The following is a 25719-nucleotide window of genomic DNA, read 5'->3' as shown; positions in this document are numbered from 1 at the left end:
TACTTCGGTATCAAATTAGGTTTCAATGAACTGAGTGACCAATCGGTAGCAATACCGGCACAGTCAATTCAACATTACTATGTAATGTAATCAGTATTCATTGAGCCGACCAAAATCTTAAATTGAAGAGTTTGATCATGGCTCAGATTGAACGCTGGCGGCAGGCCTAACACATGCAAGTCGAGCGGAAACGAGTTGTCTGAACCTTCGGGGAACGATAACGGCGTCGAGCGGCGGACGGGTGAGTAATGCCTGGGAAATTGCCCTGATGTGGGGGATAACCATTGGAAACGATGGCTAATACCGCATAATAGCTTCGGCTCAAAGAGGGGGACCTTCGGGCCTCTCGCGTCAGGATATGCCCAGGTGGGATTAGCTAGTTGGTGAGGTAAAGGCTCACCAAGGCGACGATCCCTAGCTGGTCTGAGAGGATGATCAGCCACACTGGAACTGAGACACGGTCCAGACTCCTACGGGAGGCAGCAGTGGGGAATATTGCACAATGGGCGCAAGCCTGATGCAGCCATGCCGCGTGTGTGAAGAAGGCCTTCGGGTTGTAAAGCACTTTCAGCAGTGAGGAAGGGTGTGTATTTAATAGATGCACATTTTGACGTTAGCTGCAGAAGAAGCACCGGCTAACTCCGTGCCAGCAGCCGCGGTAATACGGAGGGTGCGAGCGTTAATCGGAATTACTGGGCGTAAAGCGCATGCAGGTGGTTTGTTAAGTCAGATGTGAAAGCCCGGGGCTCAACCTCGGAACTGCATTTGAAACTGGCAGGCTAGAGTACTGTAGAGGGGGTAGAATTTCAGGTGTAGCGGTGAAATGCGTAGAGATCTGAAGGAATACCGGTGGCGAAGGCGCCCCTGGACAGATACTGACACTCAGATGCGAAAGCGTGGGGAGCAAACAGGATTAGATACCCTGGTAGTCCACGCCGTAAACGATGTCTACTTGGAGGTTGTGGTATTGAGCCGTGGCTTTCGGAGCTAACGCGTTAAGTAGACCGCCTGGGGAGTACGGTCGCAAGATTAAAACTCAAATGAATTGACGGGGCCGCACAAGCGGTGGAGCATGTGGTTTAATTCGATGCAACGCGAAGAACCTTACCTACTCTTGACATCCATAGAACTTAGCAGAGATGCTTTGGTGCCTTCGGGAACTATGAGACAGGTGCTGCATGGCTGTCGTCAGCTCGTGTTGTGAAATGTTGGGTTAAGTCCCGCAACGAGCGCAACCCTTATCCTTGTTTGCCAGCACTTCGGGTGGGAACTCCAGGGAGACTGCCGGTGATAAACCGGAGGAAGGTGGGGACGACGTCAAGTCATCATATCCTTACGAGTAGGGCTACACACGTGCTACAATGGCGCATACAGAGGGCGGAACTTGCGAGAGTGAGCGAATCCCAAAAAGTGCGTCGTAGTCCGGATTGGAGTCTGCAACTCGACTCCATGAAGTCGGAATCGCTAGTAATCGTGGATCAGAATGCCACGGTGAATACGTTCCCGGGCCTTGTACACACCGCCCGTCACACCATGGGAGTGGGCTGCAAAAGAAGCAGGTAGTTTAACCTTCGGGAGGACGCTTGCCACTTTGTGGTTCATGACTGGGGTGAAGTCGTAACAAGGTAGCCCTAGGGGAACCTGGGGCTGGATCACCTCCTTATACGATGATTATCGTGATGAGTGTCCACACAGATTGATACGGTTTATAACGTAAGAGAGCAGAGTGTTCCCAAACACTCACAACTAGTGTCCCGTTCGTCTAGAGGCCTAGGACACCGCCCTTTCACGGCGGTAACAGGGGTTCGACTCCCCTACGGGATACCATTGGGTCGTTAGCTCAGTTGGTAGAGCAGTTGACTTTTAATCAATTGGTCGCAGGTTCGAATCCTGCACGACCCACCATTTCCTGCCACAGGAAATCAAAATATATGTGGGCGATTAGCTCAGTTGGGAGAGCACCTGCCTTACAAGCAGGGGGTCACTGGTTCGAGCCCGGTATCGCCCACCATTCTCTAAGTATTTTTGGATAATCTTTCCAAACCACTTCATTAAAACGTATGTGGTTGGAATTTTTGACGCCTATGCAGCGTAGCTGAAAGTCTTTAGAAAATGTGCTTCTTAGGAAGTGACATAGCTCTTTAACAATTTGGAAAGCTGACGAATAACAACCATCCCCTTATCTACGGATAAGCGTTGTTATTCAATTAAAAGTTCTCAAATCCTAAAACTTTGTTTTAGGTACCAACACACATTCAAGTGTTCTTGGAAACATCCATAGGATGTTTATATTTGAGTCCGGCAAAATCGAATGTCTCTCGCTCATTCAATAATGAGAGACACAAACCTTGGTTGTTTGAACATACAAGACCTCTTGGGGTTGTATGGTTAAGTGACTAAGCGTACACGGTGGATGCCTTGGCAGTCAGAGGCGATGAAGGACGTACTAACTTGCGATAAGCCCAGATAAGACAGTAAGAGTCATTTGAGTCTGGGATTTCCGAATGGGGAAACCCACTTACATAAGTAAGTATTGCTGAGTGAATACATAGCTCAGTGAAGCGAACTCGGGGAACTGAAACATCTAAGTACCCGAAGGAAGAGAAATCAACCGAGATTCCGAAAGTAGCGGCGAGCGAAATTGGACTAGCCCTTAAGCTTTTTATGCGTCAGGTGAAGCTTCTGGAAAGGAGCGCGATACAGGGTGATAGCCCCGTAACCGACAGCGGATTTAAAGTGAAATCGAGTAAGGCGGGACACGTGATATCCTGTCTGAATATGGGGGGACCATCCTCCAAGGCTAAATACTACTGACTGACCGATAGTGAACCAGTACCGTGAGGGAAAGGCGAAAAGAACCCCTGTGAGGGGAGTGAAATAGAACCTGAAACCGTGTACGTACAAGCAGTAGGAGCCCTTCGGGGTGACTGCGTACCTTTTGTATAATGGGTCAGCGACTTATATTCAGTGGCAAGGTTAACCATCTAGGGGAGCCGTAGGGAAACCGAGTCTTAACTGGGCGCTCAGTCTCTGGATATAGACCCGAAACCAGGTGATCTAGCCATGGGCAGGTTGAAGGTTGAGTAACATCAACTGGAGGACCGAACCGACTAATGTTGAAAAATTAGCGGATGACTTGTGGCTAGGGGTGAAAGCCAATCAAACCTGGAGATAGCTGGTTCTCCCCGAAAGCTATTTAGGTAGCGCCTCGGACGAATACTACTGGGGGTAGAGCACTGTTAAGGCTAGGGGGTCATCCCGACTTACCAACCCTTTGCAAACTCCGAATACCAGTAAGTACTATCCGGGAGACACACGGCGGGTGCTAACGTCCGTCGTGGAGAGGGAAACAACCCAGACCGCCAGCTAAGGTCCCAAAGTATTGCTAAGTGGGAAACGATGTGGGAAGGCTCAGACAGCCAGGATGTTGGCTTAGAAGCAGCCATCATTTAAAGAAAGCGTAATAGCTCACTGGTCGAGTCGGCCTGCGCGGAAGATGTAACGGGGCTAAGCAATACACCGAAGCTGCGGCTGCATACTTTGTATGCGGGGTAGGGGAGCGTTCTGTAAGCCGTTGAAGGTGGTTCGTAAGGGCTGCTGGAGGTATCAGAAGTGCGAATGCTGACATGAGTAACGATAAAGGGAGTGAAAAACTCCCTCGCCGGAAGACCAAGGGTTCCTGTCCAACGTTAATCGGGGCAGGGTAAGTCGACCCCTAAGGCGAGGCTGAAAAGCGTAGTCGATGGGAAACGGGTTAATATTCCCGTACTTCTTACAATTGCGATGGGGGGACGGAGAAGGCTAGGTGGACTGGCGACGGTTGTCCAGGTTCAAGTGCGTAGGCTTGAGAGTTAGGTAAATCCGGCTCTCTTTAAGGCTGAGACACGATGTCGAGTCACTACGGTGATGAAGTCATTGATGCCATGCTTCCAGGAAAAGCCTCTAAGCTTCAGATTGTAAGGAATCGTACCCCAAACCGACACAGGTGGTCGGGTAGAGAATACCAAGGCGCTTGAGAGAACTCGGGTGAAGGAACTAGGCAAAATGGTACCGTAACTTCGGGAGAAGGTACGCTCTTATCGGTGAAGTCCCTTGCGGATGGAGCTGACGAGAGTCGCAGATACCAGGTGGCTGCAACTGTTTATTAAAAACACAGCACTGTGCAAAATCGTAAGATGACGTATACGGTGTGACGCCTGCCCGGTGCCGGTGCCGGAAGGTTAATTGATGGGGTTAGTCCTCGGACGAAGCTCTTGATCGAAGCCCCGGTAAACGGCGGTAGTAACTATAACGGTCCTAAGGTAGCGAAATTCCTTGTCGGGTAAGTTCCGACCTGCACGAATGGCGTAATGATGACCACGCTGTCTCCACCCGAGACTCAGTGAAATTGAAATCGCTGTGAAGATGCAGTGTACCCGCGGCTAGACGGAAAGACCCCGTGAACCTTTACTACAGCTTGGCACTGAACATTGAACCTACATGTGTAGGATAGGTGGGAGGCTTTGAAACGCAGTCGCCAGATTGCGTGGAGCCGTCCTTGAAATACCACCCTTGTAGCTTTGATGTTCTAACTTGGCTCCCTTATCGGGAGTGAGGACAGTGCCTGGTGGGTAGTTTGACTGGGGCGGTCTCCTCCCAAAGAGTAACGGAGGAGCACGAAGGTGGGCTAAACACGGTTGGACATCGTGTGGTTAGTGCAATGGCATAAGCCCGCTTGACTGCGAGAATGACAATTCGAGCAGGTGCGAAAGCAGGTCATAGTGATCCGGTGGTTCTGAATGGAAGGTACATCGCTCAACGGATAAAAGGTACTCCGGGGATAACAGGCTGATACCGCCCAAGAGTTCATATCGACGGCGGTGTTTGGCACCTCGATGTCGGCTCATCACATCCTGGGGCTGAAGTCGGTCCCAAGGGTATGGCTGTTCGCCATTTAAAGTGGTACGCGAGCTGGGTTTAGAACGTCGTGAGACAGTTCGGTCCCTATCTGCCGTGGGCGTTGGAAGATTGAAGGGGGCTGCTCCTAGTACGAGAGGACCGGAGTGGACGAACCTCTGGTGTTCGGGTTGTCATGCCAATGGCATTGCCCGGTAGCTAAGTTCGGAATCGATAACCGCTGAAAGCATCTAAGCGGGAAGCGAGCCCTGAGATGAGTCTTCCCTGATACTTTAAGTATCCTAAAGGGTTGTTCGAGACCAGAACGTTGATAGGCAGGGTGTGTAAGCGTTGTGAGGCGTTGAGCTAACCTGTACTAATTGCCCGTGAGGCTTAACCATACAACACCCAAGGGGTTTTGTGGACTCAGATAAGAACATTGAATGTGTAAGAATCAGAACTAAAAACAGCTTTCCGAATTAAAGAATTTGCTTGGCGACCATAGCGTTGTGGACCCACCTGATTCCATGCCGAACTCAGAAGTGAAACGCAATAGCGCCGATGGTAGTGTGGGGTTTCCCCATGTGAGAGTAGGACATCGCCAGGCTTTGATTTTGAACATCTGCTTCTGATAAGCGGATATTCCACTGCGGAGTGGTAGTTCAGTTGGTTAGAATACCGGCCTGTCACGCCGGGGGTCGCGGGTTCGAGTCCCGTCCACTCCGCCATTTATTTAGACGAAGCCCTAGCAGTAATGCTAGGGCTTTTTCGTATCTTTCAGTTTGGTTTACCCTGTGGGTAAATGAGCTATGTTCGAATACGAGCCCGTTCGTATGCCTTTCTAGCCTCCGCTATTTCTTTTGAACAACAATCTCAAATCCATTGGAAAGCTAGTGTTGCTCTTCGTTTAAAAGCATTTATCTACAAGAAAATGTGTAATTTCACCTTATGCCCATGCAAGTGCTTTGTATTACTGTTAGACCTTAGCAACGTATCACGAGAAAGTGTTTATCTTGGAAACCTACTAGTAGGGGACCTAATGCATCGAACCCAAGTTACTTTGTGAAGTATCGATATAAGGTCAGCCGGGCAGCCGAATAGAAGTGCGTTGAATAGAAACGGTTTAGCTACTGGAAGGGATGTGCGAGAGGTAATAAAAAAGCCAGTGGTTGAACACTGGCTTTGTAGAAGGGGGACGATTGGTTATTGCGGCTTATTGTCCATCAAGGACAAAGCTTTACGAGAAACATCTCCAGCGGCTTGAGTGAGCTGTTGTTTCTCCAACACATCCGCGAGGTAAGCATAATCGGAAATGTCCTGACGAAGCTTCAGAGCCTGCTCAAAGTGGTGTTGTGCTTCAGACCAGTTCTCCTGACGCATCAGCAGTTGTGCTAGGGTGCTGTGCACTACCGCGTTTTCACCGTCCTTCTGAAGCACTCCCTGAAGCAGTACGACAGCTGGATGCAAATCTGGCAAGTTCATTTCTGCAATCAGTGCATAGAGCTTGTCATCTGAGTGCTTTTTCAAATGATCTCGAACGATAATGTATGCTTGCGAATCCGCTTTGCGCTCAATGAGCTGCTCAAGTAAGCAATACAGTAAAACATCATTCTGGCGAGCTTTACGCGGAAGAGTATTCCAATAAGCCAATAGCCCTTCGCTCCCTTTTTGTTGGGCGACATCTGCCAATAAACCGCACTGCGCTTTTTGTGTCAGTTCGTCAAACTCTTGCTGATCGATCAGTTTGGCTTTCTTCAGTTGCGGCAGTAACTCAATCAGGCTGTCCCAAAGTGATAATTTGCTATACACCACTTTGAGCAATTCCGTAATGACGGGGTTTGTTGCGTACTTTCTTTTGAGGTCATGAAGAGTATCAAGTGCGAGTTCATATTGACCGTCGCTGATTTGTTGCTTAGAACGCGTCAGCTCAACCGCCAGATCTGAGTTTTCTTGCTTAGATGCCAGCTCCAGGTAGTGGTCACGCTTGCTCTTGTCTCCTAAACCTTGGGCGGCTTCGGAAGCGACTAAATAGCAAAGTATTGGCATATCGTGATGATTTGCCCAGCGTGTCACTTTCTTTTCCGCACCTTTCCAGTCACCTTCCAGAAGCTTGATGATTCCTTCGTTCGTGTATCGACGTGCGCGTTTCATTTTGCGCACACTGAACCAGTTCCAGGTCGCACTGCTGGTATACAGCACTTTCTTAATCAGGTACTCAATACCAAACAGTGCAGCCAGCAGGGCAACGACAAATATGACAAGTGTCGTCACGCTCATTTCAATGGTTTTGTCTGCGATCGAAATGAGGACGTAACCCTGTTGCCCTGAGAACTGAGTACCGGCATACAGCCCAACACCCAGCACGATAAAGAGGAAAATCAATCGAATCATTTGGTTTCCTCCGTGATGATAGTTGTCATTTCACGGCGTAAACGATCAGCAATGACGTCAGACAATAACTCTTGGGTTTCAAGTTTCACGGGGTAATTGACTTGGATGTTTTGCTTGCCAAGTGTTTCTAGGCGCTGGTTAAACCTTTGAACTGCTGGATTATCAAGGTTGAAGAATTGAGTAGACCATTCATGCGCGACTTTCAGAGACGTAGAGAAAATTTCACCCTGTTCCGTATACACCCCTTTCATTGCGGTTTCGATCTTCGCTTTGATGTTCTCTCGAAGGTAGAAATGCTGCTCTGGTGAGAGAAGAGGAATCACGTTTCCATCACGAGTGCGGAAGGTAATGAAGTGCTCTGAAAACTCTTTCAATGATGTTTGAAGGTTTTGTTGCCAGTCGTTGATGTCTTCAGATACTTCCTTTGTCTCGACAACAGGGGCTTCAGGGAGAATAGCATTCGCTAGTGGCAGTTCATCCACCTGTAGCTGAAGACTGGTCAGTGCCAGAATTAACCCGTCACGATCAATCAAGGGTAATGAGCGTAGCAGCGTGATGTCGTTCGCTAAGGCGCGGCGTAAAGGTACCAGGCTTGGATCGTTCAGTGCTGCAATCCTTTGATCGGCATTTTCCATCAGGGTTGTCGCACTGACTATATCGTGCTCCAGGAACAGTTTACGACCTGCCAGTTTCACCAAGTAATCCGATTCAGCTAACAGCCAGTCGTTTGGTCGGCGACCTTTTACATCTGCCAGCGCCAGTTGTAGGCTTTCGATACTTTTCTGCTGCTGCTCCAGTTCCACCTGAGTGCGGTTATAAACGTCGCGGCTCTGTGCTGCTACTTCACTTTTGGTTGTTTCCATCTCTTGCGACAGGTTGGTCTGGGTGGAAGTCAGCTGCGCTTTTAACTGGGCAATTTGCTGTTCGTGCTGGTGAGACTTCTGCTGGATAAGGTAAGTGAGTCCGCCGCCAAATATCAATGCAAGAATAATGGCAATGGTGCCCAGTTTAACGCCACGCTTGCCTTGTTTTTCTTCAAATTCAACAGGCTCTTGTTCTGGCTCTTCAGGCTTGGAAGTTACCACTTCTTCTTCAGGTTCAGTGATGGGTTCTTTGGGTTCCGTCACTTCCTCTTTTGTTTCTTCAGGTTCAATGTGCTCTTTGTTGTTCTTTTTACTTACCATGCTCTTGTCCTGTTTGTTTCTTGCCGATTGCATTCAACAAGTCCGAATTTGCCGCGCTGCCTATGTTGACGATATTTTTGTATCCCAGTTCCCTGGCGATTGTCGCTATTCGCTGGCTTGGCACTAGAAGGCTTAAAGTTTGCAGCCAATTTCTTTGCATTTCACTGAGTGAACTATCCAAATATTGGAGTTGTTCACCACTTGTCAGAACTAAGGTATCAATATTGCGGCTGCGCCAATGCTGAATAACCTGTTCTGGATCGAAAGGGAGAGGTGAACGTCGATAAACTTCGATGTATTCAACTTTGGCATCCCTTTCGAGTAGCGACTGATAGATCAGTTCCCGACCGCCATTCCCTCTCAAAATAATGATGGAGCATTGAGAAACGCTTTGTATTTGAGGTAATTGCAGAAGGTGTTCGCTATCGCTGGTTGTCGGATAGTGTACTTTTTGTTGCGCTACTTTGCCTAATTTGTACGCAGTTTTTTGACCAACGGCAAGGTAAAGCTTACCTTCTGGCCAACTTAAACGATGCTGAGTAAGAATTTGATGTGAGTAATGAACAGCATGCTGGCTTACCGCAATAATGATATCTGCGGTTTGTAGCTTTTCGAGCAGGGGTTGGTGGTCTTGGGTGGGTTGCAGTTTAATCAATGGATGGTGGATGGCATCTATATGTAGCGAAGTCAGCACTTCGCATAGTTCGATGCCATCTTGACCAGGTCGGGTGACGAGAACTGCCATAGTCGCCTATTCGTGATCCTGATAGAGGCGTTCTAGAATCTCTTTGGCGCCATCATCAAGCAGTTGATGCGCGAGAGTAACACCTAACTCACTGGCTTTATCGACAGGTCCCTTAATTTCCCCGCGTACAATTTTTGAACCATCAGGCTCACCCACTAATGCACGCAACCAGATTTCCCCATCTTCAATGAGTGAGTAACTGCCAATAGGCACCTGACACCCACCTTCCAACGTCAGGTTCATCGCTCTTTCTGCGCTCACTCTGTCAGCGGTCGCTTTGTGGTTCAATGGTTCAAGCAGCTTGATAAGCTCTTCGTCATCCAATCTGCATTCAATGCCAACTGCGCCCTGACCGACGGCAGGTAAAGACTGCTCAGGTTCGATAAAGTTCTGAATGCGCTCTTCAAGTTCAAGGCGTTTTAAGCCAGCGGCAGCCAATATGATGGCGTCGTATTCGCCTGCATCCAGTTTGCCTAAGCGCGTGCCCACATTGCCCCGCAGTTCTTTTATCTGCAGATCCGGGCGATATTCTTTTAGCTGGCATTGGCGTCTCAGGCTACACGTACCAACGATTGCACCTTGAGGAAGGTCGTCAATATTGGCGTAAGTATTCGAAACAAATGCATCTCGTGGATCTTCTCGCTCGCAAATAGTGACAAGACCAAGACCTTCGGGGAAATCGACAGGAACATCTTTCATGGAATGTACCGCCAGATCGGCTCTGCCTTCCAACATAGCGACTTCCAGCTCTTTTACAAATAAGCCTTTTCCGCCCACTTTGGCTAATGGGGTGTCCAGAATGATGTCTCCCTTCGTCACCATTGTTACCAGCTCAACGTTTAAACCGGGGTGTGCTGCTTGCAGTGCATCCTTCACAAAGTTTGCCTGCCAAAGGGCAAGTGGGCTTTTTCTGGTTGCGATTCGAATGGGAGCTCTTTCTGACATAGTGTTTCCATATAGGTCAATCGGATGCGCTAATCCTACCACTCCATTCAGTAAAGTATTACTGTTTCATCACAGCAGCATAGGGCGCGACCTCTAATCTCGATATTAAGAAAAAAATATGTGATCAATATCTCAAATGTTATTCGGTCTATTATTACTATAGGGCAGAAGGGATGACACTTAGTGCGGCAGGGCAAGATGCAGGAAGAAGATGAAAGCTGATGTTTAAGATATACGCTTATTCTTTACCCTTGAGCAGGAAAGTGTTAAATTGATCACGTTTTTGTGGCGATTGTGAATACACTTTGAGCAAAAACATCAATTTAACCAAGAATTCAAGGAATCACCCCCTTGCAGGCATTTACCGAAACACTTGTTCACAGATTGGATTTGTTGAATCAACAGCGTATTGATCGAGCTCTCGCTCTGATGGATACGCAAAGTCAACGCGTATTCCATTTACTGCCTGCACTTCTGCATTTCAATCATCCATCCATTCCAGGTTACCTCGAAAGCAACGTTCCATTCGGCATTACAAATTTCTCTCTTAACGTGACTCAACAACAGTTTGTTGATGATACGGAACTGACATTAGGAGAATCTTTACAGACTGCCGAAAAGCCGGGGATTCTTGCTCTGTACACCATGGGAAGTACATCGTCTATCGGTCAAAGCACCTCCAGTGATTTAGATGTGTGGGTTTGTGTATCTCCATCCATGCCAAAGGCAGACAGAGAAAGCCTGACCAACAAATGTTTGCTGATTACTGACTGGGCGAAGAGCTTAGGGGTGGAAGCCAATTTCTTCTTAATGGATGAAGAACGATTCAGAAGCAATCGCTCTGAAGAAATGACCGGGGACAACTGTGGTTCTTCGCAGCATTTGCTGCTTTTAGATGAATTTTACCGCTCGGCAGTTCGCCTGGCGGGTCAGCGCTTGCTCTGGCAGGTTGTGCCGCCAGAGATGGAAGAAGCGTACGACGACTACGTAAAACAACTCGTCGACAACGGTGACATCAACCGCGATGAGTGGATCGATTTCGGTCAGCTTGACCGAATTCCTGCCGAAGAGTATTTCGGTTCCAACCTATGGCAACTTTATAAGAGCATCGACTCTCCGTATAAGTCCGTTTTGAAAGCCATTTTGCTGGAAGCCTATTCATGGGAATACCCAGCGACTCGACTCCTTTGTATTGATTCCAAGCGTCGTTTCTTCTCGCACGAGCCCGATCTCTACGGGATGGACGCGTATTATCTGATGCTGGAAAAAGTGACGCGTTATCTGGAGCGAGTAGATGACCACAGGCGTCTGGACTTGGTTCGCCGCTGTTTCTACCTGAAAACTCATGAAAAGCTTTCTCGTGAACCGGGAGTTGGTTCAGTAGCATGGCGTCGTGAAGCTCTGGGTGACATGGTGAAGAAGTGGCAGTGGTCAGACAGTGTGATTGAAGAGCTGGATGATCGTCGGAACTGGAAAGTCGAACAGGTGAAAGTCGTGCATCACGAGCTGCTTGACGCTCTGATGACCAGTTACCGTAACTTAATTCAGTTTGCTCGCCGAAATGACATTACCTCGGCGATCAGCCCGCAAGACATCAGTATTCTTGCTCGAAAGCTTTACGCCGCATTTGAGGTATTACCGGGCAAAGTCACTTTGCTGAATCCTCAGATTTCTCCAGACTTGCACGAATCGGACTTAAGTTTCATTCAGGTCTCTCCGGGTCGAACCAATAAGTTAGGCTGGTATCTGTATAAGCAGCCGCTTGATCCACACGCAATCATTGGTCAGAAGCATCTGGAGCACAATGAATACCTCAGTAAGCTTGTGGCCTGGTCATTTTTCAATGGCTTGATTACCGAATCTACCCGTTTGCATTCTGTGGTGCGTGAAGCAGAGTTGGATATCGATAAGTTTTATCAGATGGTCAGTGATCTGCGTAATACTTTTTCACTACATAAGCGCCGTCCGACAATGGAAGCGCTGGCGAGCCCGTGTGAAATCAGCCAGCTTGCAATGTTCATCAACTTTGAAAATGACCCGACCAGTGAACTTAAAGGCAAGTCACTCAAAGTTGATTTGAAGAACATCGACATTTTCAGTTTTGGTGAAGAACACCGCAGCTTAGTCGGCAGCGTTGATCTGGTATACCGTAATTCATGGCACGAAGTCAGAACGCTGCATTTTACGGGCGAAACAGCCATGCTGGACGCTCTGAAAACGGTGCTTGGAAAAATGCACCAGGACGCGTTGCCACCAGAATCTGTGGATGTGTTCTGTTACAGCAAGAACCTTCGTGGTGTGATGCGCAATATGGTCTACCAGCTTTTGGCTGAATGCATTGAGCTGCGCCTCAAGCCTGTTGAGCAGGAAAAACGTCGCCGCTTTAAAGCCATTCGAATTGGTGAGCAGGTGTATGGTCTGTTCTTCGAACGCCGCGGAGTATCCGTTCAGAAGCTAGAAAACTCAGTAGATTTCTACCGCAGTATCTCCACCAACAAGTTGAAAGGCTCACCGTTGATGATGCTGGATAAGGAGCAGGACTATCAGCTTCCTGCTGTAGTCGACAGCTTTGCCAGCGAAGGTTTGATCCAGTTCTTCTTTGAAGACACCGAGCAAGGGTTCAATATCTATGTGCTGGACGAAGCCAACCGCGTAGAGGTGTATCATCAGTTCAGCGGCGATAAAGACGAGATGATCAGCAACGTGAACCGTTTCTATACGTCGAATCAGGACGAATTAGAGATCAGCTCTAAGTTCATCAATTTTAATTTGCCTCAGTACTACCAAATCATCAATCCAGAAGATGGTGAGACTTATGTGGTGCCATATCGAAGCGATTCCTCTTCTCAGAGCCGTTCGAATAACGCGGTGAATGCCTGAAATCAACTCAAACTAAAAAGGAGCGCCTAGCGCTCCTTTTTGCTGTTATAAAGCAGACTTATTCCCAATCGATCGATTCTTGGGCGTGCTTTTCACACTCTTCTTTCACCATGGTGATCAGTTCAACGCCTGTTTTTGAACAGATCCACTCATCGCCTTGTAGCTTGAAGTGAAAGCCACCTGATTTCGACGCCAGCCAGATTTCGTGCATGGGTTCCTGACGGTTGATGATTATTTGCGAGCGATCCTCAAATTCAAGGGTCATGACATTGCCGGATGTTTCATAATCGATGTCCGCACCGGAATCATCGATGGCTTCTTCTATTATTTGTAGCTGCTCATCCACTAATTGATGAAATTCAGTATCGTTCATCCCTTATATCCTATTGCTTTTCCTGAGTGTGGTGCGATTATAGGGGGCATTGAGTTATTAATCACGAATTGCAGTATGAAAAAGTCAATCATGGCACTTTTTATGTTTGCGGTACTTGGCTTGGCTGGGTGCGGGCAAACAGGGTCACTCTATCTGCCAAGTGACTCCGAGCAAAACGAACAAACGCAACAGTAAGAAACAGGGATACTACATTGGATTATTTTAATTATCAGGATGATGGTCAGCTTTGGGCTGAAGATGTCGCACTAACTGAACTGGCAGAGCAATACGGCACGCCACTTTACGTTTACTCTCGTGCAACGCTGGAACGTCATTGGAACGCGTTTGATAAATCCGTCGGCGAGCACCCTCACTTGGTGTGTTATGCGGTAAAAGCCAATTCCAACATTGGTGTGCTAAACGTTTTAGCAAGGTTGGGTTCGGGCTTTGATATTGTATCCCAGGGCGAGTTAGAACGTGTGCTGGCAGCTGGTGGCGATCCAGCTAAGATTGTTTTCTCTGGTGTGGGCAAAACCGCAGCTGAGATGCGCCGAGCTCTTGAACTGAAGATTAAATGCTTCAATGTGGAGTCTGAGCCAGAGCTTGAGTTGCTCAATCAGGTGGCGAAAGAGCTTAACGTAAAAGCACCGATTTCCCTGCGTATCAACCCAGACGTGGATGCCAAAACTCACCCTTATATTTCTACTGGTCTACTCGAGAACAAATTCGGTATCGCATTCGATCAGGCACTGCGCGTCTACAAATTTGCGCAAAGCCTGGAGCATCTGGATATTCATGGTATCGACTGTCACATCGGTTCTCAGCTGACTGACATTGAACCATTTATCGATGCCGTTGACCGTTTGCTTGGACTGATTGACCAACTTAAAGCTGAAGGCATTGAAATTGACCACCTAGATGTAGGTGGTGGTTTGGGTGTGGTTTACAAAGATGAATTGCCACCGCAGCCGTCTGACTACGCGAAGGCGCTGCTGGCGCGTTTGGACAACCATTCCGATCTGGAGCTGATTTTTGAGCCTGGTCGTGCCATTGCGGCAAACGCAGGTATTCTTCTGACTCAGGTTGAGTTCCTTAAGCATACAGAACATAAAAACTTTGCCATCATTGATGCTGCAATGAATGATCTGATGCGCCCGGCGCTTTATCAGGCATGGCAAGATATCGTGCCAGTCACCCCACGTGAAGGTGAGCCAACGAACTATGATTTGGTGGGACCTATCTGTGAAACGGGCGACTTCCTGGGTAAAGATCGCGCTTTGGTTCTTGAGCAGGGTGACTTGCTGGCGGTTCGCAGTGCTGGTGCCTACGGGTTCGTGATGTCATCGAACTATAATACCCGTACACGTGCCGCTGAAATCATGGTGGACGGCAAGCAAAGCCACTTAGTGCGTAAGCGTGAAGAATTAAGCAGTTTGTGGGAATTGGAACAAGTGTTACCGGAGTAAGTTGATACACATGCACTTTCATTTTTCTAAGATGCACGGATTGGGTAACGACTTTATGGTCGTGGATTGCATTACCCAAAATGTGTTTTTTTCTCCGGATTTGATCCGCCGCCTGGCGGATCGTCATACCGGAATCGGGTTCGATCAACTGCTGGTGGTTGAAGCCCCTTATGATCCGGAAACAGACTTCCACTATCGCATCTTTAATGCGGATGGTAGCGAAGTGGAGCAGTGTGGCAACGGCGCTCGTTGTTTTGCACGCTTTGTCCGAATGAAAGGGCTGACCAACAAGCACGCCATTAGCGTTAGCACCAAGAAAGGTAAAATGGTGCTGAATATTGAAGAAGGGGATCAGGTGACCGTCAATATGGGTGAGCCTGTATTCGAACCTTCAAAAATCCCGTTTAAAGCCAAGCAGAAAGAGAAGACTTATATTCTGCGTGCCGAAGACAAGACCTTATTCTGTGGTGCCGTCAGCATGGGGAATCCGCACGTAGTCACTGTGGTTGATGATACAGAAACGGCGGACGTTGATACCTTAGGCCCATTGCTTGAATCTCATGAACGTTTCCCTGAGCGAGTGAATGCCGGCTTTATGCAGGTCATCTCTCGCAATGAAATTAACCTTCGTGTTTATGAGCGCGGTGCTGGCGAAACTCAAGCATGCGGAAGTGGCGCTTGTGGTGCCGTGGCTGTTGGTATCCTGCAGGAGCTGCTGGACAACGAAGTGAAAGTTCATCTGCCAGGCGGTGATCTGAAAATTCGTTGGCAGGGACCGGGGAAACCGCTTTATATGACGGGGCCGGCGACTCATGTATTTGATGGTCAGTTAAGTTGCTAGGGTCAACAGACCCTAATACAGATAAGGAAACATTTTGTCTTACCCAGAAGCCGATGCTCTGACAGCAGAAATTGTCGCGGAATATTTGTTAGACAACCCAGATTTCTTTCAGCATCGCGCTGATTTGGTAGAGTGTCTGTCGATCCCTCATCGCCAGCAAGGGGCTGTCTCTCTGGTAGAAGTTCAGTTGAACCGCCACCGTCAGCGTATTGAAGAGCTGGAAGAAGAGATCACCCAGTTGATGTCTTTGGCGGCAAACAATGATCGTACTTTCCATGAGTTTATGGACTTGCAGCAGCAGGTACTTCAATGCGACAACCTGAATCAGGTTGCCCAATGCATTGAAGAAAAAGCGCGTGAGTTAGGGCTGAAAGGGTGGATGAAGGTCTTCAATGCTCCCGATAGCGAGCGTGCTGTGTCTCAGGAGCAATACCAGCGCTTTGCGACCAACCACTTTAACGGTAAAGACGCCTTCTTAGGTCGTTTGAAGCAGACGGATCGCACTCTGTTATTCAGTGACGAAACGGTCTCTGAACTGGGTTCGTTTGCCATTTTGCCTATAATCAGAAAGAAGCCGTTGGGAATCATTGCATTTTCCAGTGATGATGGCGGTCATTTCCAGCCTAATATGGATACTCTGTTTTTGCGTCATCTGACGCTGGTGGTCAGCCATTTGGTGGAAACTCTTTCGTGGCAGAATGAAGAGAGCCCTCATGTCCAATGCACCTCTTCCAAGTAGTATTCAAAAGCCTCTCGATAGCTTCTACGAATTTTTAAGAAGTGAGCGGGGGCTTAGCCTTCATACCCAAAGGAATTACAAACTTCAGCTGACCAGTATGGCAGAGCATCTGGTCTCCCTAGGATTAAAAAACTGGTCACAAGTTGATGCCGCCTGGGTTCGACAGCTTGCCAGTAAAGGCATGCGCGATGGCATGAAGCCCAGCAGCATTGCAACTCGATTGTCTTCCCTTCGTTCTTTCTTTGATTTCCTCATTCTACGTGGCGATTTGCAGGCTAATCCTGCGAAAGGCGTGTCCGCGCCTCGTAAGCAACGTCCGTTACCCAAGAATCTGGATGTGGATGAAGTGGGTCAACTGCTTGAAGTGAATGAAGATGATCCGCTATCGGTACGCGACCGCGCAATGATGGAACTCATGTATGGCGCAGGCTTGCGTCTGGCAGAGCTGGTCAGCATCAACGTGAAACACATTTCGATGTCGCGGGGCGAGCTGCGCGTGGTGGGTAAAGGCGACAAAGAACGTAAAGTACCGTTCTCCGGGCTTGCCAAAGAGTGGGTGTCTAACTGGCTAAAAGTGCGCGGTGAACTGGCGTCTCCTGACGAGCCTGCTTTGTTTGTGTCCAAATTAGGGGGAAGGATATCTCACCGCAATGTGCAAAAACGCATGGCAGAGTGGGGGCAGAAGCAGTCTGTTGCCAGCCACATCAGCCCACACAAATTGCGTCATTCCTTTGCGACACACGTATTAGAATCCAGTGGCAACTTACGTGCGGTGCAAGAACTGCTCGGGCACGAAAACATTTCCACCACTCAAGTGTATACCCACTTAGATTTCCAACATCTGGCCAATGCGTACGATAAGGCGCATCCCAGAGCCCGCAAGAAAGATAAAACAGACAAGGACGAATAATGCACTTCTACCGCTCTATCTCTGATATCAAAGCCATGACTTTTGATCTGGATGACACACTTTATGACAACGTACCAGTCATCCATCGGGTAGAGAAAGAAGTACAGGCATGGATTCGAACGAATTATCCAAAATGCGGCGCTTACAATAATGACGACTGGTTTGCCTTTAAAAAACAGGCACGACGGGAGAACCCAGAGCTTGCCAACGACGTGACTTTACTTCGTCAGCAACAACTGAGGTTAGCGTTTATCCATGCAGGCTATGACGCTTCAGAGGTGGAAGCCGCGATTCCTAAAGTGATGGAGCAGGTAAGGTACTGGCGTCATCAAATTGATGTTCCGGCAGAAACGCATCAGGTGATGGCCGAACTGGCGAAACACATGCCGCTGGTGGCGATCACTAACGGCAATGTCGACCCTGAAGAGATAGGGCTTGCTCAGTATTTTTCCCTTGTGTTAAAAGCAGGACCTGACGGAAAGGCGAAACCTCATCCGGAGATGTTTGAACGCGCTGCAAGCCATTTAAAGCTTCCCCCTGAATCTATCCTACATGTAGGTGATCATGGAATCAGTGACGTGTTTGGTGCGAAAGAGGCTGGTTATATGGCGTGCTGGTTCAATGATCAGTTTCCTAACATTTCAATGAACCGTCATATGCGTACTTTACCGGACGTCGAAATCCGTACGATGAGCTGTTTATTAAAACTAGTAAGGTATTGATTGCATTAATGTTAGTTAGTGGACACTTACGCTCTATCTTTTATTTTGTTGTTCTTGCTTTACATGGCGTCGCATAAAACTTGGAGCATAATCACTAAAAACTGAAATATTATTAGCTAATTGAGAAAAAGTTGATCCGATGCGTGTTTTCCTCTGATACGCAAACGTTATAGTGGCGAAAACCTCTATCTGTTAATAATCTGTAATATGCAATGTCACTCGATTTTGGTTCAGGATCTCAGCCAGCTGCAAGCTGAGGTATTGCAGTTTTCCTCGAATCAAAGCGCCCAGCACCTGATTCAGGTCTTCTCCACTCAATCTTCCGACCTTGTCGTCGAGTACAGTCGGTTACTCCAGCAAAGATTTCCCAACGCAACTATCCTGGGTCAGAGCACCAGTCATTGCATCAAAGACGGCGATATCGTCAATCTTGGAACCTTGGTTGTGGTTACCGAGCTGGATGAAACCCGCCTTAGCGCTTGTGTTATTCCTTACACTGGCGATCAATCCCGTGATGGTGAGGCACTGATTGAGCAGTTGCAGATTACAGAAGAAACCAAAGCCGTCATCTGTTTTGCTGAACAAGTCGATGACAAAGAAACGCTGCTGTTTGGCTCAAAGGATTATCAGGTATTTGATGCGTTCAACGAGCTGCCTTTCGAGCTGCCCGTGGCAGGTGGTTTATCTCAGCCCAATCTCTTCGGGCGCTGGGTGTTGTGCGGTGACGAGATTTATCATCATGCCTGTGTTGCTGTCGCTTTGCACAATCACGATCTGAATGTTTGGCGAGGGTGTTTTGCGGAATGGAACCCTATTGGTCGAACTTTTCGGATAACCGAAGCCAAAGATGGCGTGCTTTACAAGCTTGATGGTGTGCCTGTTCAGCAGGTGTATAACCGCTATCTGGCCGATGGAAATCCGGTACCTTTTGAACAACTGTACGATTTTCCATTGATGAAAGGCGAAGCAAACGGTCAGAAAGTGTATGTGCCTGTCCGTCAGCTCGAAGATGGTGGTATAGAGTTCGATACGCATTGGCAAGAAGGTGATGAAGTTCGGTTCTGCTATAACCATCCGTCACTCACCGAAGAGCAAGTGCGCATTGGAGCAAAAAACCTGCGCCGCCATCAGCCGGAAAGTGTCTTCATATACAATTGCTCCTCGCGTCTCGACTTTATCGACGATGTAAACGAAACCCGCCCATTTGCCTCGGCAGGAAGCGTAAACGGCGCTTATTGTTTGGGTGAGCTGTACCGCGATGTGAATCAGCAGACTATCATGCATCATAGCCTGACCTATCTGGCAATGCGTGAACACGAAGTCATCACCAACGAAGTTTGCGAAGAAAGGGCAACTTATCAGCATCACGTCTCTCCACTTTTTTCCTTAATCCGCAACGCCGTCGCCGATGTGGATGACATGCAAACCAACATGGAGCAGAAGCTGTTGGAACAGGCTCGCAGGCTGACGGAAAGCTACCGCCGCGATCGCCGCACAGGCTTGCCTAACCGTTCAGTGTTAAAAGAACGTTTAGCCTCGATTCGTATTAGTGAGCACCTGCTTACGGTGAAACTGACCAATTTCAGTCAGGTAAACGAGAAGTATGGGTATCAGGTGGGTGATCAGCTTCTGAAAGACCTTAGCCAGTACTTTAAAGAACAACTGTGGCAACGCTTTGGTGGCAGCGCAGAGCTTTACAGCATTGGCGTTGGAGAATGGGCCGCAGTATTCCCTTCACATCATACCGGGCTTTATATCCGTCACCTGTTCACTGAGCTGGTGGATGCCATTGAGCATGTTAATTTTGAGCCGTTTGGTCTTCCGGATCTCGATTGCTTATCTGTTTCGATATGCGGTGGCTTGGTCAGTCGCCGTGACTTCCCCGATACGAGTGTAGAAGAGCTGTTGATCAAATCGATAGAAGCTCGCAAGCATGGCATGAAAAACAACCGGCATATGTGTAATGCCAAGCTTTTGGAGAAGGAAGAAGAAAACCGACAGGAGCAGCTAAGCTGGCTGGCTTCAGTGAGCCGCGCTGTGCTCGACCATAAAGTCATAGCCTATGCACAACCAATATTTGCCGCTCACAGCCATACAAAAGTCTCTCAGGAATGTCTGGTCCGCATCAAAGATGGCAATCAGGTGATCCCTCCGGGTAAATTCTTACCCATCATCGAAGGTACTCATATCTATACGCGCCTGAGTCGTCAGATGATTAACCATGTCTTTGAAACAATGTCGCACAGTGACGAATCTTTTTCCATTAACCTTTCGCCACAAGACTTAATGAGCGACAAAACTCTGTACCTTTTGGAAAGCGCCTTGCAGAAAATGGTGAGACCGGAGCGGGTAGGGATTGAAGTACTGGAAACCGAACAAATCAAAGACTACACCCGTATGCGTGAAGTGTGTAACCACTTCAAAGGTCTGGGTGCGAAGATCGTGGTGGACGATTTTGGCTCAGGTTATTCCAATATTGATGAAATCATTAAGCTCGAACCCGACACCATCAAACTGGATGGCAGCATTATTCGCAATATCGATAAAGATCGTCGCCAGCGACAAATTGCAATGCAGCTTGTGAGATTATGTCACGTGTTCGATGCCAGAACCGTGGCAGAGTTCGTTCACAATGAGCAGGTCTGCCGCGTTGCGGAAGACCTGGGCGTCGATTACTTACAGGGGTTTTATCTGGCAGAGCCTTCACCACTGCTAGCGAAGGAGCCACTTGCATACTAGCTGGTGGATACTGCGAAACGGCGGGTGAATCATCCGCGTAGGGTAGAGTTTCTTTCTGGCGACTACGGTTCTTTGATTACTAAAGGTTAAATAGCCTTCTTCTCCGTGATATTGCCCCATTCCTGAAGACCCAACTCCACCAAACGGCGCGTCTTCAGCCACCACATGCAAAATGGTGTCATTGACACAAGCGCCACCTGAGTGCGTTTTTTCCAGAACGGTTTCGACAGTCAGCTTTTCATGAGAGAACACATACAACGCCAGCGGTTTCGGGCGTTGGTTGATGTATTTGATGGCTTCGTCCAGATTTTTGTAAGCCACTATGGGCAACACAGGACCGAAGATTTCATTTTGCATCAACTGGCTGTCTTCAGGCGCATCCATCACAAGTTGAGTCACCATCTTTCTTTGACTGCTGTCGATGGAGTATTTGTTGGCAGGTTCAATCCACGCTCCACCTTGTTCAGCTTCATCCAGCCAGCGTTGAATACGCTCAAAATGCGACTGGCTGATCACGCTGGTGTAGGCGTCACAATTCACCCCAGACGGGTAGAGATAGCTGAAGTGGTGTTTGTAGGCTTTGACAAATTCTTTGGCTTTCCCTTCTGGAATCAATACGTAGTCAGGAGATACGCAAATCTGCCCGGAATTGAGCGTTTTACCGTAAACCAGTCTTTCTGCCGCATCATCCATGGTCATGTCCGGACCGATAACTACCGGGCTTTTCCCACCGAGTTCCAGAGTCACAGGTGTTAAATTGGGGGCAGCCGATTGCATGACTTTCCTTCCCACTTCTGTCGAACCTGTAAACAGTAAGTGATCAAAAGGGAGAGAAGAGAATTGTGCGGCTACCTGCGCATCACCTTCTACTATGTGCACCAGCTCGGCTGAGAAAATGCTGCGCAGCATTTTGATGAGTACCTGATTGGTTCGCGGTGTGTACTCACTCACTTTGATCATGGCACGGTTGCCAGCAGCAAGAGCGGTAATCAAAGGACCAATGGAAAGAAACACCGGGAAGTTCCACGGGGCGATAATCCCGACCACGCCCAGTGGTTGAGTCTGCACTCGTACCTGCGACAGTGCCAGCACCAAACCGGCATGGCGACGACGTGGTTTCATCCACTTTTTCAGTCGCTTACTGGTGTATTTGATTTGCTGAATGCAGGGAAGAATGTCGGTCAGTCGTGTTTCATAATGATGTTTGGCACCAAAATCTTTCGAAGCGGCTTCGCATAGCTCATCCTGATAGAGGAGCAGGGCGTCTTTCAATGCCTTCAGTCTTTGCTTTCTTTCTTCCAGGCTCGGGTACTTTTCACCCTCAAAAGCCAGCTTCTGGCGATGAAAATGCGCAATCAAGGGGTTATTCTGAGTTGTTGTCATGTTGGTTCCCTTTCCATTGATGCCCACTCTTCTCAGCTTGATAGACATTCAGATAATGTTCAAAAAACCGACGCAGAGGTTCGTTCTTGCTGTTATTTGATAATGATAACAATTGGATGCCAACTTCGAGTGTACAGAAATGCCCCGAAGTTTGATTTCTGCGAAGCGAATAACAAGACTCGCCCGACATTTTGAGGTTCCAATGTGGCAAAGCTTTCAACCAAGGGCTGCGGTTGTACATCTTTTTGGCTTCCTGCCAGGTGCCATCCAGAATAATGAATACCTTGTGCTTGCCATTATCTTCAAAGGAAGAGGGGGTTAAAGGGTGGCTGTTTTCACCGGGAAACAGTAAAAATACTTCAACCAATGGATCATCAAGCAGCGAACACAGGCTTTCAGGCGGTGCCACTCGATTCCACTCTATGATTTCGCAATGCTGAAAAGACTTTTCCAGCCATTGTCCGGTATTTGTTTCCCGGCGAAACTCATTCGGGTGGGTCAGTAAAACTAAGCGCCAGCCTGTGTGGATACTCGGTAGAGCATCACATACGCAGTTCCATGTCAGATGGCACTGAGAGCAGGCACTGTTGTCTGAATCGGTCGGCATTACATCTTCACACCTGTTTGTGGTGGCTGAGCATCGGAAAACAAACTCACTACTGCGTTAGAGGGTGACCATAGCTCTGGTGTTGAGCTTGGGCTGACTGGGTAGCTGATCCCATCAAACGACAATGAATGAATGCTCTTCTTCCCGCCATTTGTTACTTCCAGTTCCAAATCGTGCCAGCCTAGCTTGTTATGCTGGCTGATTTTAAACGGCGTTGTTACTTGGGTGATACGAGAGTGGAACCGCCACTGATCAATGCCTTTGTTTTCAAAAATCAATAAGGTACAGCCTTGTGCGCCACACCAGTCCAGGTAAGTAAGCAGCTCCTGTCGACCGTCCTGATTTAAGTCGTATTTTAGCCAGCGGTAACGTGTGTTTTTGGGATCAGTCTTGTGTAACGTGAAATACTGACGTACAGCTTTGTCGACATGGCTATCGAACTGATTGGAAGAGACGACAGTGGCGTCTTTGAGCGGTGCATTAGTCTTAATGTCTGGAGCGTCTAACTGCTGAGTATAAGAGCCGCTGTCTGCGAACAGCTCTAAGCCGTCACCCTGAATGGGGTACACAATGCCATTCACCTTCTCTTTGATGGCTTTCAAGCTGGAACCTTTTCGGGTGTATATGCGTTCCGATAACAGTGGCTGGCTTTGATAGTGCGTCATGGTCACCATCACCTGATTAGGATTTAGCTGTTGCCAGTAGCCGCTCTCTTGGGTACTTGGGTCACCGTTGCTGTAATGGTAGTGAGTAAAAGCGGTGTGATCCGCATTGAGTTCAAGCTGAACTGAAAAGCCGTCTGTTTGTGTGCTTCGAGCTCGGTAGCTACCAAGCCAGTCATGGCTGGAGTCGCCATTCGAAAGGGCAGCACACCCCTGAAGTGCGGTGCTTTTAGTGTTGAGTTCCGCTTTCCAGCTAAATACATCACCGCTTCTGCTATCGACACAATGGGCTCGCGTTAGCGTTAAATTACCGGATTTGGAGAAGTATTCGCGCTTATTGGGTGTGATGGCAGTTCGGGTGATAGGCACGAGTGAGTCTTGTTTTCCTATTTGAGAAATTCGAAGCGCGTCTTTTTCGATAGAAGCTTTCCAGGCGGGAGCATGACCAGAGGCGAAAGTTGGATGGAGCGGTTTGGCGCAGCGAGAAGGCGACTCGGCGCTCACGTGATTAACGCCAGTTACCACAAAACGAGCGGTGAAGTCTGCCGCAAACCCTTCTTGTGGCGGTGGTGCTAAGTAGCCGATAAGTTCAGCGTACAAAGGCTGATAGGGGCGGCTCACCAAGCCTTCAACTCGCTGAAATGTATCAACGGGCATGTCCAGCCAGTATTGCTGCTTTCCACCACAGGGAGCGAGGCTTCGGGTTTCATGCCCTAGTACCATTTCTCCGTGGAGCATAAAGGTTTGTGGCATGATTTCTGGCTGATCAATGGTCACTGGCTTGGTGATTTTAGCGGGTGCTTTTGGAGTTTCAGTCTGAGCACAGCCTTGCAAAAGCAAAACACCGCCAACAACAGTCGTAAAAAACAGGGATTTCATTAAAATTAACCTTAAGCCAGCCTTCGAAAAAGTGAGAGGTATTATGTCATATTGGCTCTTTAAAACTGAACCTGACGAGTTTTCTATTGATACCCTTAGGGTTAAAAATGTGTCGTGTTGGGAGGGAGTGCGCAATTATCAGGCACGAAACATGATGCGTGATGAGGTAAAACTCGGCGATCTGGTCTTTATCTATCACTCTTCATGCAAGCATATTGGCGTCGCTGGGATTGCGAAAGTAGTGAAAGAAGCCTACCCGGATCATTTTCAGTTTGACCCTGAAAGCGATTACTTTGACCCAAAATCAGACCCGGATAATCCTAGATGGGTCATGGTGGATATCGAGTTTGTACGTAAACTTGACCGCCTGATTCCGCTGGCGAAGCTAAAGTCCTTAACTGATCTTTCGGAGTTGCCGTTGGTGAAGAGAGGGAATCGCCTGTCCATCATGCCTGTATCAGAGCGGGAGTGGCAGACGATTCTGGATCAAGAATAAGATGATTTATCTAACAGAAAGCAAATGATCTTCAAGGTAGTGAGCAACTGCATCGTTCGCGTTGCTCCCTATGACTTCATTACTCGGTAATGCTTTCTTCACTTTCTCGTGAGACGTCTCCATTACCAGACCTTTACCCGCCATTTGCAGCATTTCAACATCATTCATGCCGTCACCAAATGCAATGCAGTCCTGCAAAGTCAGCCCGAGTTGCTTTGCTACCGCATCCAGTGCGTCACCTTTGGATACCCCCGCAGCCATCACTTCAAGACACCAAGGCGTTGAAAACGCGACATTCAGTTTATCGCCGTAATGCTCATTTAGGACTTCTTCGTATTGCACCAGATGCTCGTGATCCGGATAGGTAAAGAAGAGTTTTGCAATACCGTCGGTAGGAGCTTGATTAACGTCGAATCGCTGGTAAGTAAATCCAGATTCTTCATGGAAGTTCTTTAGCTTTTCATCTTCTCTGTCCAGCAACCAAAGATCGTCCTGATACATGTGAATGATGATTTCTCTGTCTTCTTTGATGATGTCTATGATGGGTTGCACCAGGGCGCCAGGCACATTCTGGCTGTACACCAGGTTGTCTTCTGTGTCGTGAACACGGGCTCCGTTTGATGTAATCATGTAAGCGGGAATACCAACCTGACCGCGTATACCCGCCACATCAACGTGGTGTCTGCCCGTTGCGAAAATAAAATGAAGCCCTTTCTCGTGCAGTGATTTCAGAGTGGCTTTACTGAATTCGCTGAGCTGGTGGTTAGGGGCGAGCAGAGTGCCATCAAGATCGGAGGCGACGATTTGAAATTCGGAGTGGCTAACGTTGCTAGTCATAGGGAATAGAAGATCTCTTTAGTTGGGTAAATCATCAACAGCTTT

18 protein-coding genes, 4 tRNA genes and 3 rRNA genes are annotated in these 25719 nt (G+C 48.2%); 16 read left to right on the top strand and 9 right to left on the bottom strand.

The window, feature by feature from the left end; translation table 11 throughout:
* Window positions 1-119 precede the first annotated feature (119 nt).
* From QMG91_RS17755 to QMG91_RS17725, 7 genes are all read left to right on the top strand, one after another.
* Window positions 120-1663 (top strand): 16S ribosomal RNA (locus tag QMG91_RS17755).
* 88 nt (window positions 1664-1751) lie between these two features.
* Window positions 1752-1827 (top strand) — tRNA-Glu (locus QMG91_RS17750).
* Window positions 1828-1829: 2 nt separating this feature from the next.
* Window positions 1830-1905, top strand: a tRNA-Lys gene (locus QMG91_RS17745).
* 30 nt (window positions 1906-1935) lie between these two features.
* A tRNA-Val gene (locus QMG91_RS17740) sits at window positions 1936-2011 on the top strand.
* A 375-nt stretch (window positions 2012-2386) separates the two neighbouring features.
* A 23S ribosomal RNA gene (locus QMG91_RS17735) occupies window positions 2387-5276 on the top strand.
* Window positions 5277-5366: 90 nt separating this feature from the next.
* Window positions 5367-5482, top strand: a 5S ribosomal RNA gene (gene rrf / locus QMG91_RS17730).
* Together the 16S, 23S and 5S rRNA genes with 4 tRNA genes alongside form the textbook arrangement of a ribosomal RNA operon.
* A 44-nt stretch (window positions 5483-5526) precedes the next feature.
* A tRNA-Asp gene (locus tag QMG91_RS17725) sits at window positions 5527-5603 on the top strand.
* Between the two features lie 475 nt (window positions 5604-6078).
* Here the strand turns inward: QMG91_RS17725 and QMG91_RS17720 are convergent.
* From QMG91_RS17720 to hemC, 4 genes are read right to left on the bottom strand one after another with little or no spacing between them, the layout of a single operon-like run.
* Window positions 6079-7266 (bottom strand): heme biosynthesis protein HemY, encoded by a 1188-nt coding sequence (locus QMG91_RS17720; RefSeq protein WP_022552110.1) that lies wholly within the window; start codon window positions 7264-7266, stop codon window positions 6079-6081.
* Entirely contained in the window at window positions 7263-8450 is a 1188-nt protein-coding gene (locus QMG91_RS17715) for a uroporphyrinogen-III C-methyltransferase (protein WP_022604786.1), read from the bottom strand. The genes QMG91_RS17720 and QMG91_RS17715 overlap by 4 nt, the downstream gene beginning before the upstream one ends.
* Window positions 8440-9195, bottom strand: coding sequence for a uroporphyrinogen-III synthase (locus tag QMG91_RS17710; protein WP_281827999.1), 756 nt, complete (start codon window positions 9193-9195; stop codon window positions 8440-8442). Before QMG91_RS17710 ends, QMG91_RS17715 begins: the two co-directional genes overlap by 11 nt.
* Before the next feature lie 6 nt (window positions 9196-9201).
* Window positions 9202-10140: a hydroxymethylbilane synthase gene (gene hemC, locus QMG91_RS17705; protein WP_281827997.1), complete on the bottom strand. Its 939-nt coding sequence runs from the start codon at window positions 10138-10140 to the stop codon at window positions 9202-9204.
* Window positions 10141-10491: 351 nt separating this feature from the next.
* On the opposite strand from hemC, the gene QMG91_RS17700 reads away from it, so the two are divergent.
* On the top strand, window positions 10492-13020 hold the full coding sequence (locus QMG91_RS17700; RefSeq protein WP_281827995.1) for a class I adenylate cyclase: 2529 nt from the start codon (window positions 10492-10494) through the stop codon (window positions 13018-13020).
* A gap of 58 nt (window positions 13021-13078) precedes the next feature.
* Here QMG91_RS17700 and cyaY read toward each other — a convergent pair whose 3' ends face one another.
* Window positions 13079-13393 carry an iron donor protein CyaY gene (gene cyaY / locus QMG91_RS17695; protein WP_004408827.1) on the bottom strand — a complete coding sequence of 105 codons (315 nt, stop codon included), beginning with the start codon at window positions 13391-13393 and terminating at the stop codon, window positions 13079-13081.
* 75 nt (window positions 13394-13468) lie between these two features.
* Between cyaY and lptM the strand changes: the two genes are divergently transcribed.
* From lptM to QMG91_RS17660, 7 genes are all read left to right on the top strand, one after another.
* Complete coding sequence (gene lptM, locus QMG91_RS28990; protein WP_022609491.1) at window positions 13469-13588, top strand: LPS translocon maturation chaperone LptM; 120 nt, start codon at window positions 13469-13471, stop codon at window positions 13586-13588.
* A gap of 17 nt (window positions 13589-13605) precedes the next feature.
* Entirely contained in the window at window positions 13606-14859 is a 1254-nt protein-coding gene (gene lysA, locus QMG91_RS17685) for a diaminopimelate decarboxylase (RefSeq protein WP_022589524.1), read from the top strand.
* A 10-nt stretch (window positions 14860-14869) separates the two neighbouring features.
* Complete coding sequence (gene dapF / locus QMG91_RS17680) at window positions 14870-15700, top strand: diaminopimelate epimerase (RefSeq protein ID WP_004408831.1); 831 nt, start codon at window positions 14870-14872, stop codon at window positions 15698-15700.
* 34 nt (window positions 15701-15734) lie between these two features.
* Entirely contained in the window at window positions 15735-16439 is a 705-nt protein-coding gene (locus QMG91_RS17675) for a DUF484 family protein (RefSeq protein ID WP_281827990.1), read from the top strand.
* A complete protein-coding gene (xerC, locus tag QMG91_RS17670; protein ID WP_004408835.1) occupies window positions 16414-17349 on the top strand; it encodes a tyrosine recombinase XerC in 936 nt (311 codons plus the stop codon). Before QMG91_RS17675 ends, xerC begins: the two co-directional genes overlap by 26 nt.
* Window positions 17349-18071, top strand: a complete 723-nt coding sequence (yigB, locus tag QMG91_RS17665) for a 5-amino-6-(5-phospho-D-ribitylamino)uracil phosphatase YigB (protein ID WP_281827988.1) — start codon at window positions 17349-17351, stop codon at window positions 18069-18071. Before xerC ends, yigB begins: the two co-directional genes overlap by 1 nt.
* A 207-nt stretch (window positions 18072-18278) precedes the next feature.
* Entirely contained in the window at window positions 18279-20810 is a 2532-nt protein-coding gene (locus QMG91_RS17660; protein ID WP_281827986.1) for a bifunctional diguanylate cyclase/phosphodiesterase, read from the top strand.
* Here QMG91_RS17660 and QMG91_RS17655 read toward each other — a convergent pair.
* From QMG91_RS17655 to QMG91_RS17645, 3 genes are read right to left on the bottom strand one after another with little or no spacing between them, the layout of a single operon-like run.
* A complete protein-coding gene (locus QMG91_RS17655; RefSeq protein ID WP_281827983.1) occupies window positions 20784-22193 on the bottom strand; it encodes a coniferyl aldehyde dehydrogenase in 1410 nt (469 codons plus the stop codon). The genes QMG91_RS17660 and QMG91_RS17655 overlap by 27 nt on opposite strands.
* A complete protein-coding gene (locus tag QMG91_RS17650) occupies window positions 22174-22800 on the bottom strand; it encodes a tRNA-uridine aminocarboxypropyltransferase (protein ID WP_045967070.1) in 627 nt (208 codons plus the stop codon). The genes QMG91_RS17655 and QMG91_RS17650 overlap by 20 nt, the downstream gene beginning before the upstream one ends.
* Window positions 22800-24341: a hypothetical protein gene (locus QMG91_RS17645; protein WP_281827981.1), complete on the bottom strand. Its 1542-nt coding sequence runs from the start codon at window positions 24339-24341 to the stop codon at window positions 22800-22802. The genes QMG91_RS17650 and QMG91_RS17645 overlap by 1 nt, the downstream gene beginning before the upstream one ends.
* Before the next feature lie 43 nt (window positions 24342-24384).
* Between QMG91_RS17645 and QMG91_RS17640 the strand changes: the two genes are divergently transcribed.
* On the top strand, window positions 24385-24837 hold the full coding sequence (locus QMG91_RS17640) for an EVE domain-containing protein (RefSeq protein ID WP_281827979.1): 453 nt from the start codon (window positions 24385-24387) through the stop codon (window positions 24835-24837).
* Between the two features lie 6 nt (window positions 24838-24843).
* Here QMG91_RS17640 and QMG91_RS17635 read toward each other — a convergent pair whose 3' ends face one another.
* Complete coding sequence (locus QMG91_RS17635) at window positions 24844-25674, bottom strand: Cof-type HAD-IIB family hydrolase (protein ID WP_281827977.1); 831 nt, start codon at window positions 25672-25674, stop codon at window positions 24844-24846.
* Window positions 25675-25719 lie beyond the last annotated feature (45 nt).

Source organism: Vibrio nigripulchritudo, assembly GCF_027924785.1.
GTDB lineage: Bacteria > Pseudomonadota > Gammaproteobacteria > Enterobacterales > Vibrionaceae > Vibrio > Vibrio nigripulchritudo.
Note: the sequence above shows the minus strand (reverse complement) of the source record. Positions and strands in the feature narration are given on the sequence as shown.

What these genes read in the sequence shown, in the direction of transcription:
- dapF (WP_004408831.1), top strand. Translation starts at nt 14,870, where the DNA reads ATGCACTTTCATTTTTCTAAGATGCACGGATTGGGTAACGACTTTATG.
- QMG91_RS17720 (WP_022552110.1), bottom strand. Translation starts at nt 7,266, where the DNA reads ATGATTCGATTGATTTTCCTCTTTATCGTGCTGGGTGTTGGGCTGTAT.
- QMG91_RS17640 (WP_281827979.1), top strand. Translation starts at nt 24,385, where the DNA reads ATGTCATATTGGCTCTTTAAAACTGAACCTGACGAGTTTTCTATTGAT.
- QMG91_RS17645 (WP_281827981.1), bottom strand. Translation starts at nt 24,341, where the DNA reads ATGAAATCCCTGTTTTTTACGACTGTTGTTGGCGGTGTTTTGCTTTTG.
- xerC (WP_004408835.1), top strand. Translation starts at nt 16,414, where the DNA reads ATGTCCAATGCACCTCTTCCAAGTAGTATTCAAAAGCCTCTCGATAGC.
- QMG91_RS17660 (WP_281827986.1), top strand. Translation starts at nt 18,279, where the DNA reads ATGCAATGTCACTCGATTTTGGTTCAGGATCTCAGCCAGCTGCAAGCT.
- QMG91_RS17655 (WP_281827983.1), bottom strand. Translation starts at nt 22,193, where the DNA reads ATGACAACAACTCAGAATAACCCCTTGATTGCGCATTTTCATCGCCAG.
- QMG91_RS17715 (WP_022604786.1), bottom strand. Translation starts at nt 8,450, where the DNA reads ATGGTAAGTAAAAAGAACAACAAAGAGCACATTGAACCTGAAGAAACA.
- hemC (WP_281827997.1), bottom strand. Translation starts at nt 10,140, where the DNA reads ATGTCAGAAAGAGCTCCCATTCGAATCGCAACCAGAAAAAGCCCACTT.
- yigB (WP_281827988.1), top strand. Translation starts at nt 17,349, where the DNA reads ATGCACTTCTACCGCTCTATCTCTGATATCAAAGCCATGACTTTTGAT.
- QMG91_RS17635 (WP_281827977.1), bottom strand. Translation starts at nt 25,674, where the DNA reads ATGACTAGCAACGTTAGCCACTCCGAATTTCAAATCGTCGCCTCCGAT.
- lptM (WP_022609491.1), top strand. Translation starts at nt 13,469, where the DNA reads ATGAAAAAGTCAATCATGGCACTTTTTATGTTTGCGGTACTTGGCTTG.
- cyaY (WP_004408827.1), bottom strand. Translation starts at nt 13,393, where the DNA reads ATGAACGATACTGAATTTCATCAATTAGTGGATGAGCAGCTACAAATA.
- QMG91_RS17650 (WP_045967070.1), bottom strand. Translation starts at nt 22,800, where the DNA reads ATGCCGACCGATTCAGACAACAGTGCCTGCTCTCAGTGCCATCTGACA.
- QMG91_RS17710 (WP_281827999.1), bottom strand. Translation starts at nt 9,195, where the DNA reads ATGGCAGTTCTCGTCACCCGACCTGGTCAAGATGGCATCGAACTATGC.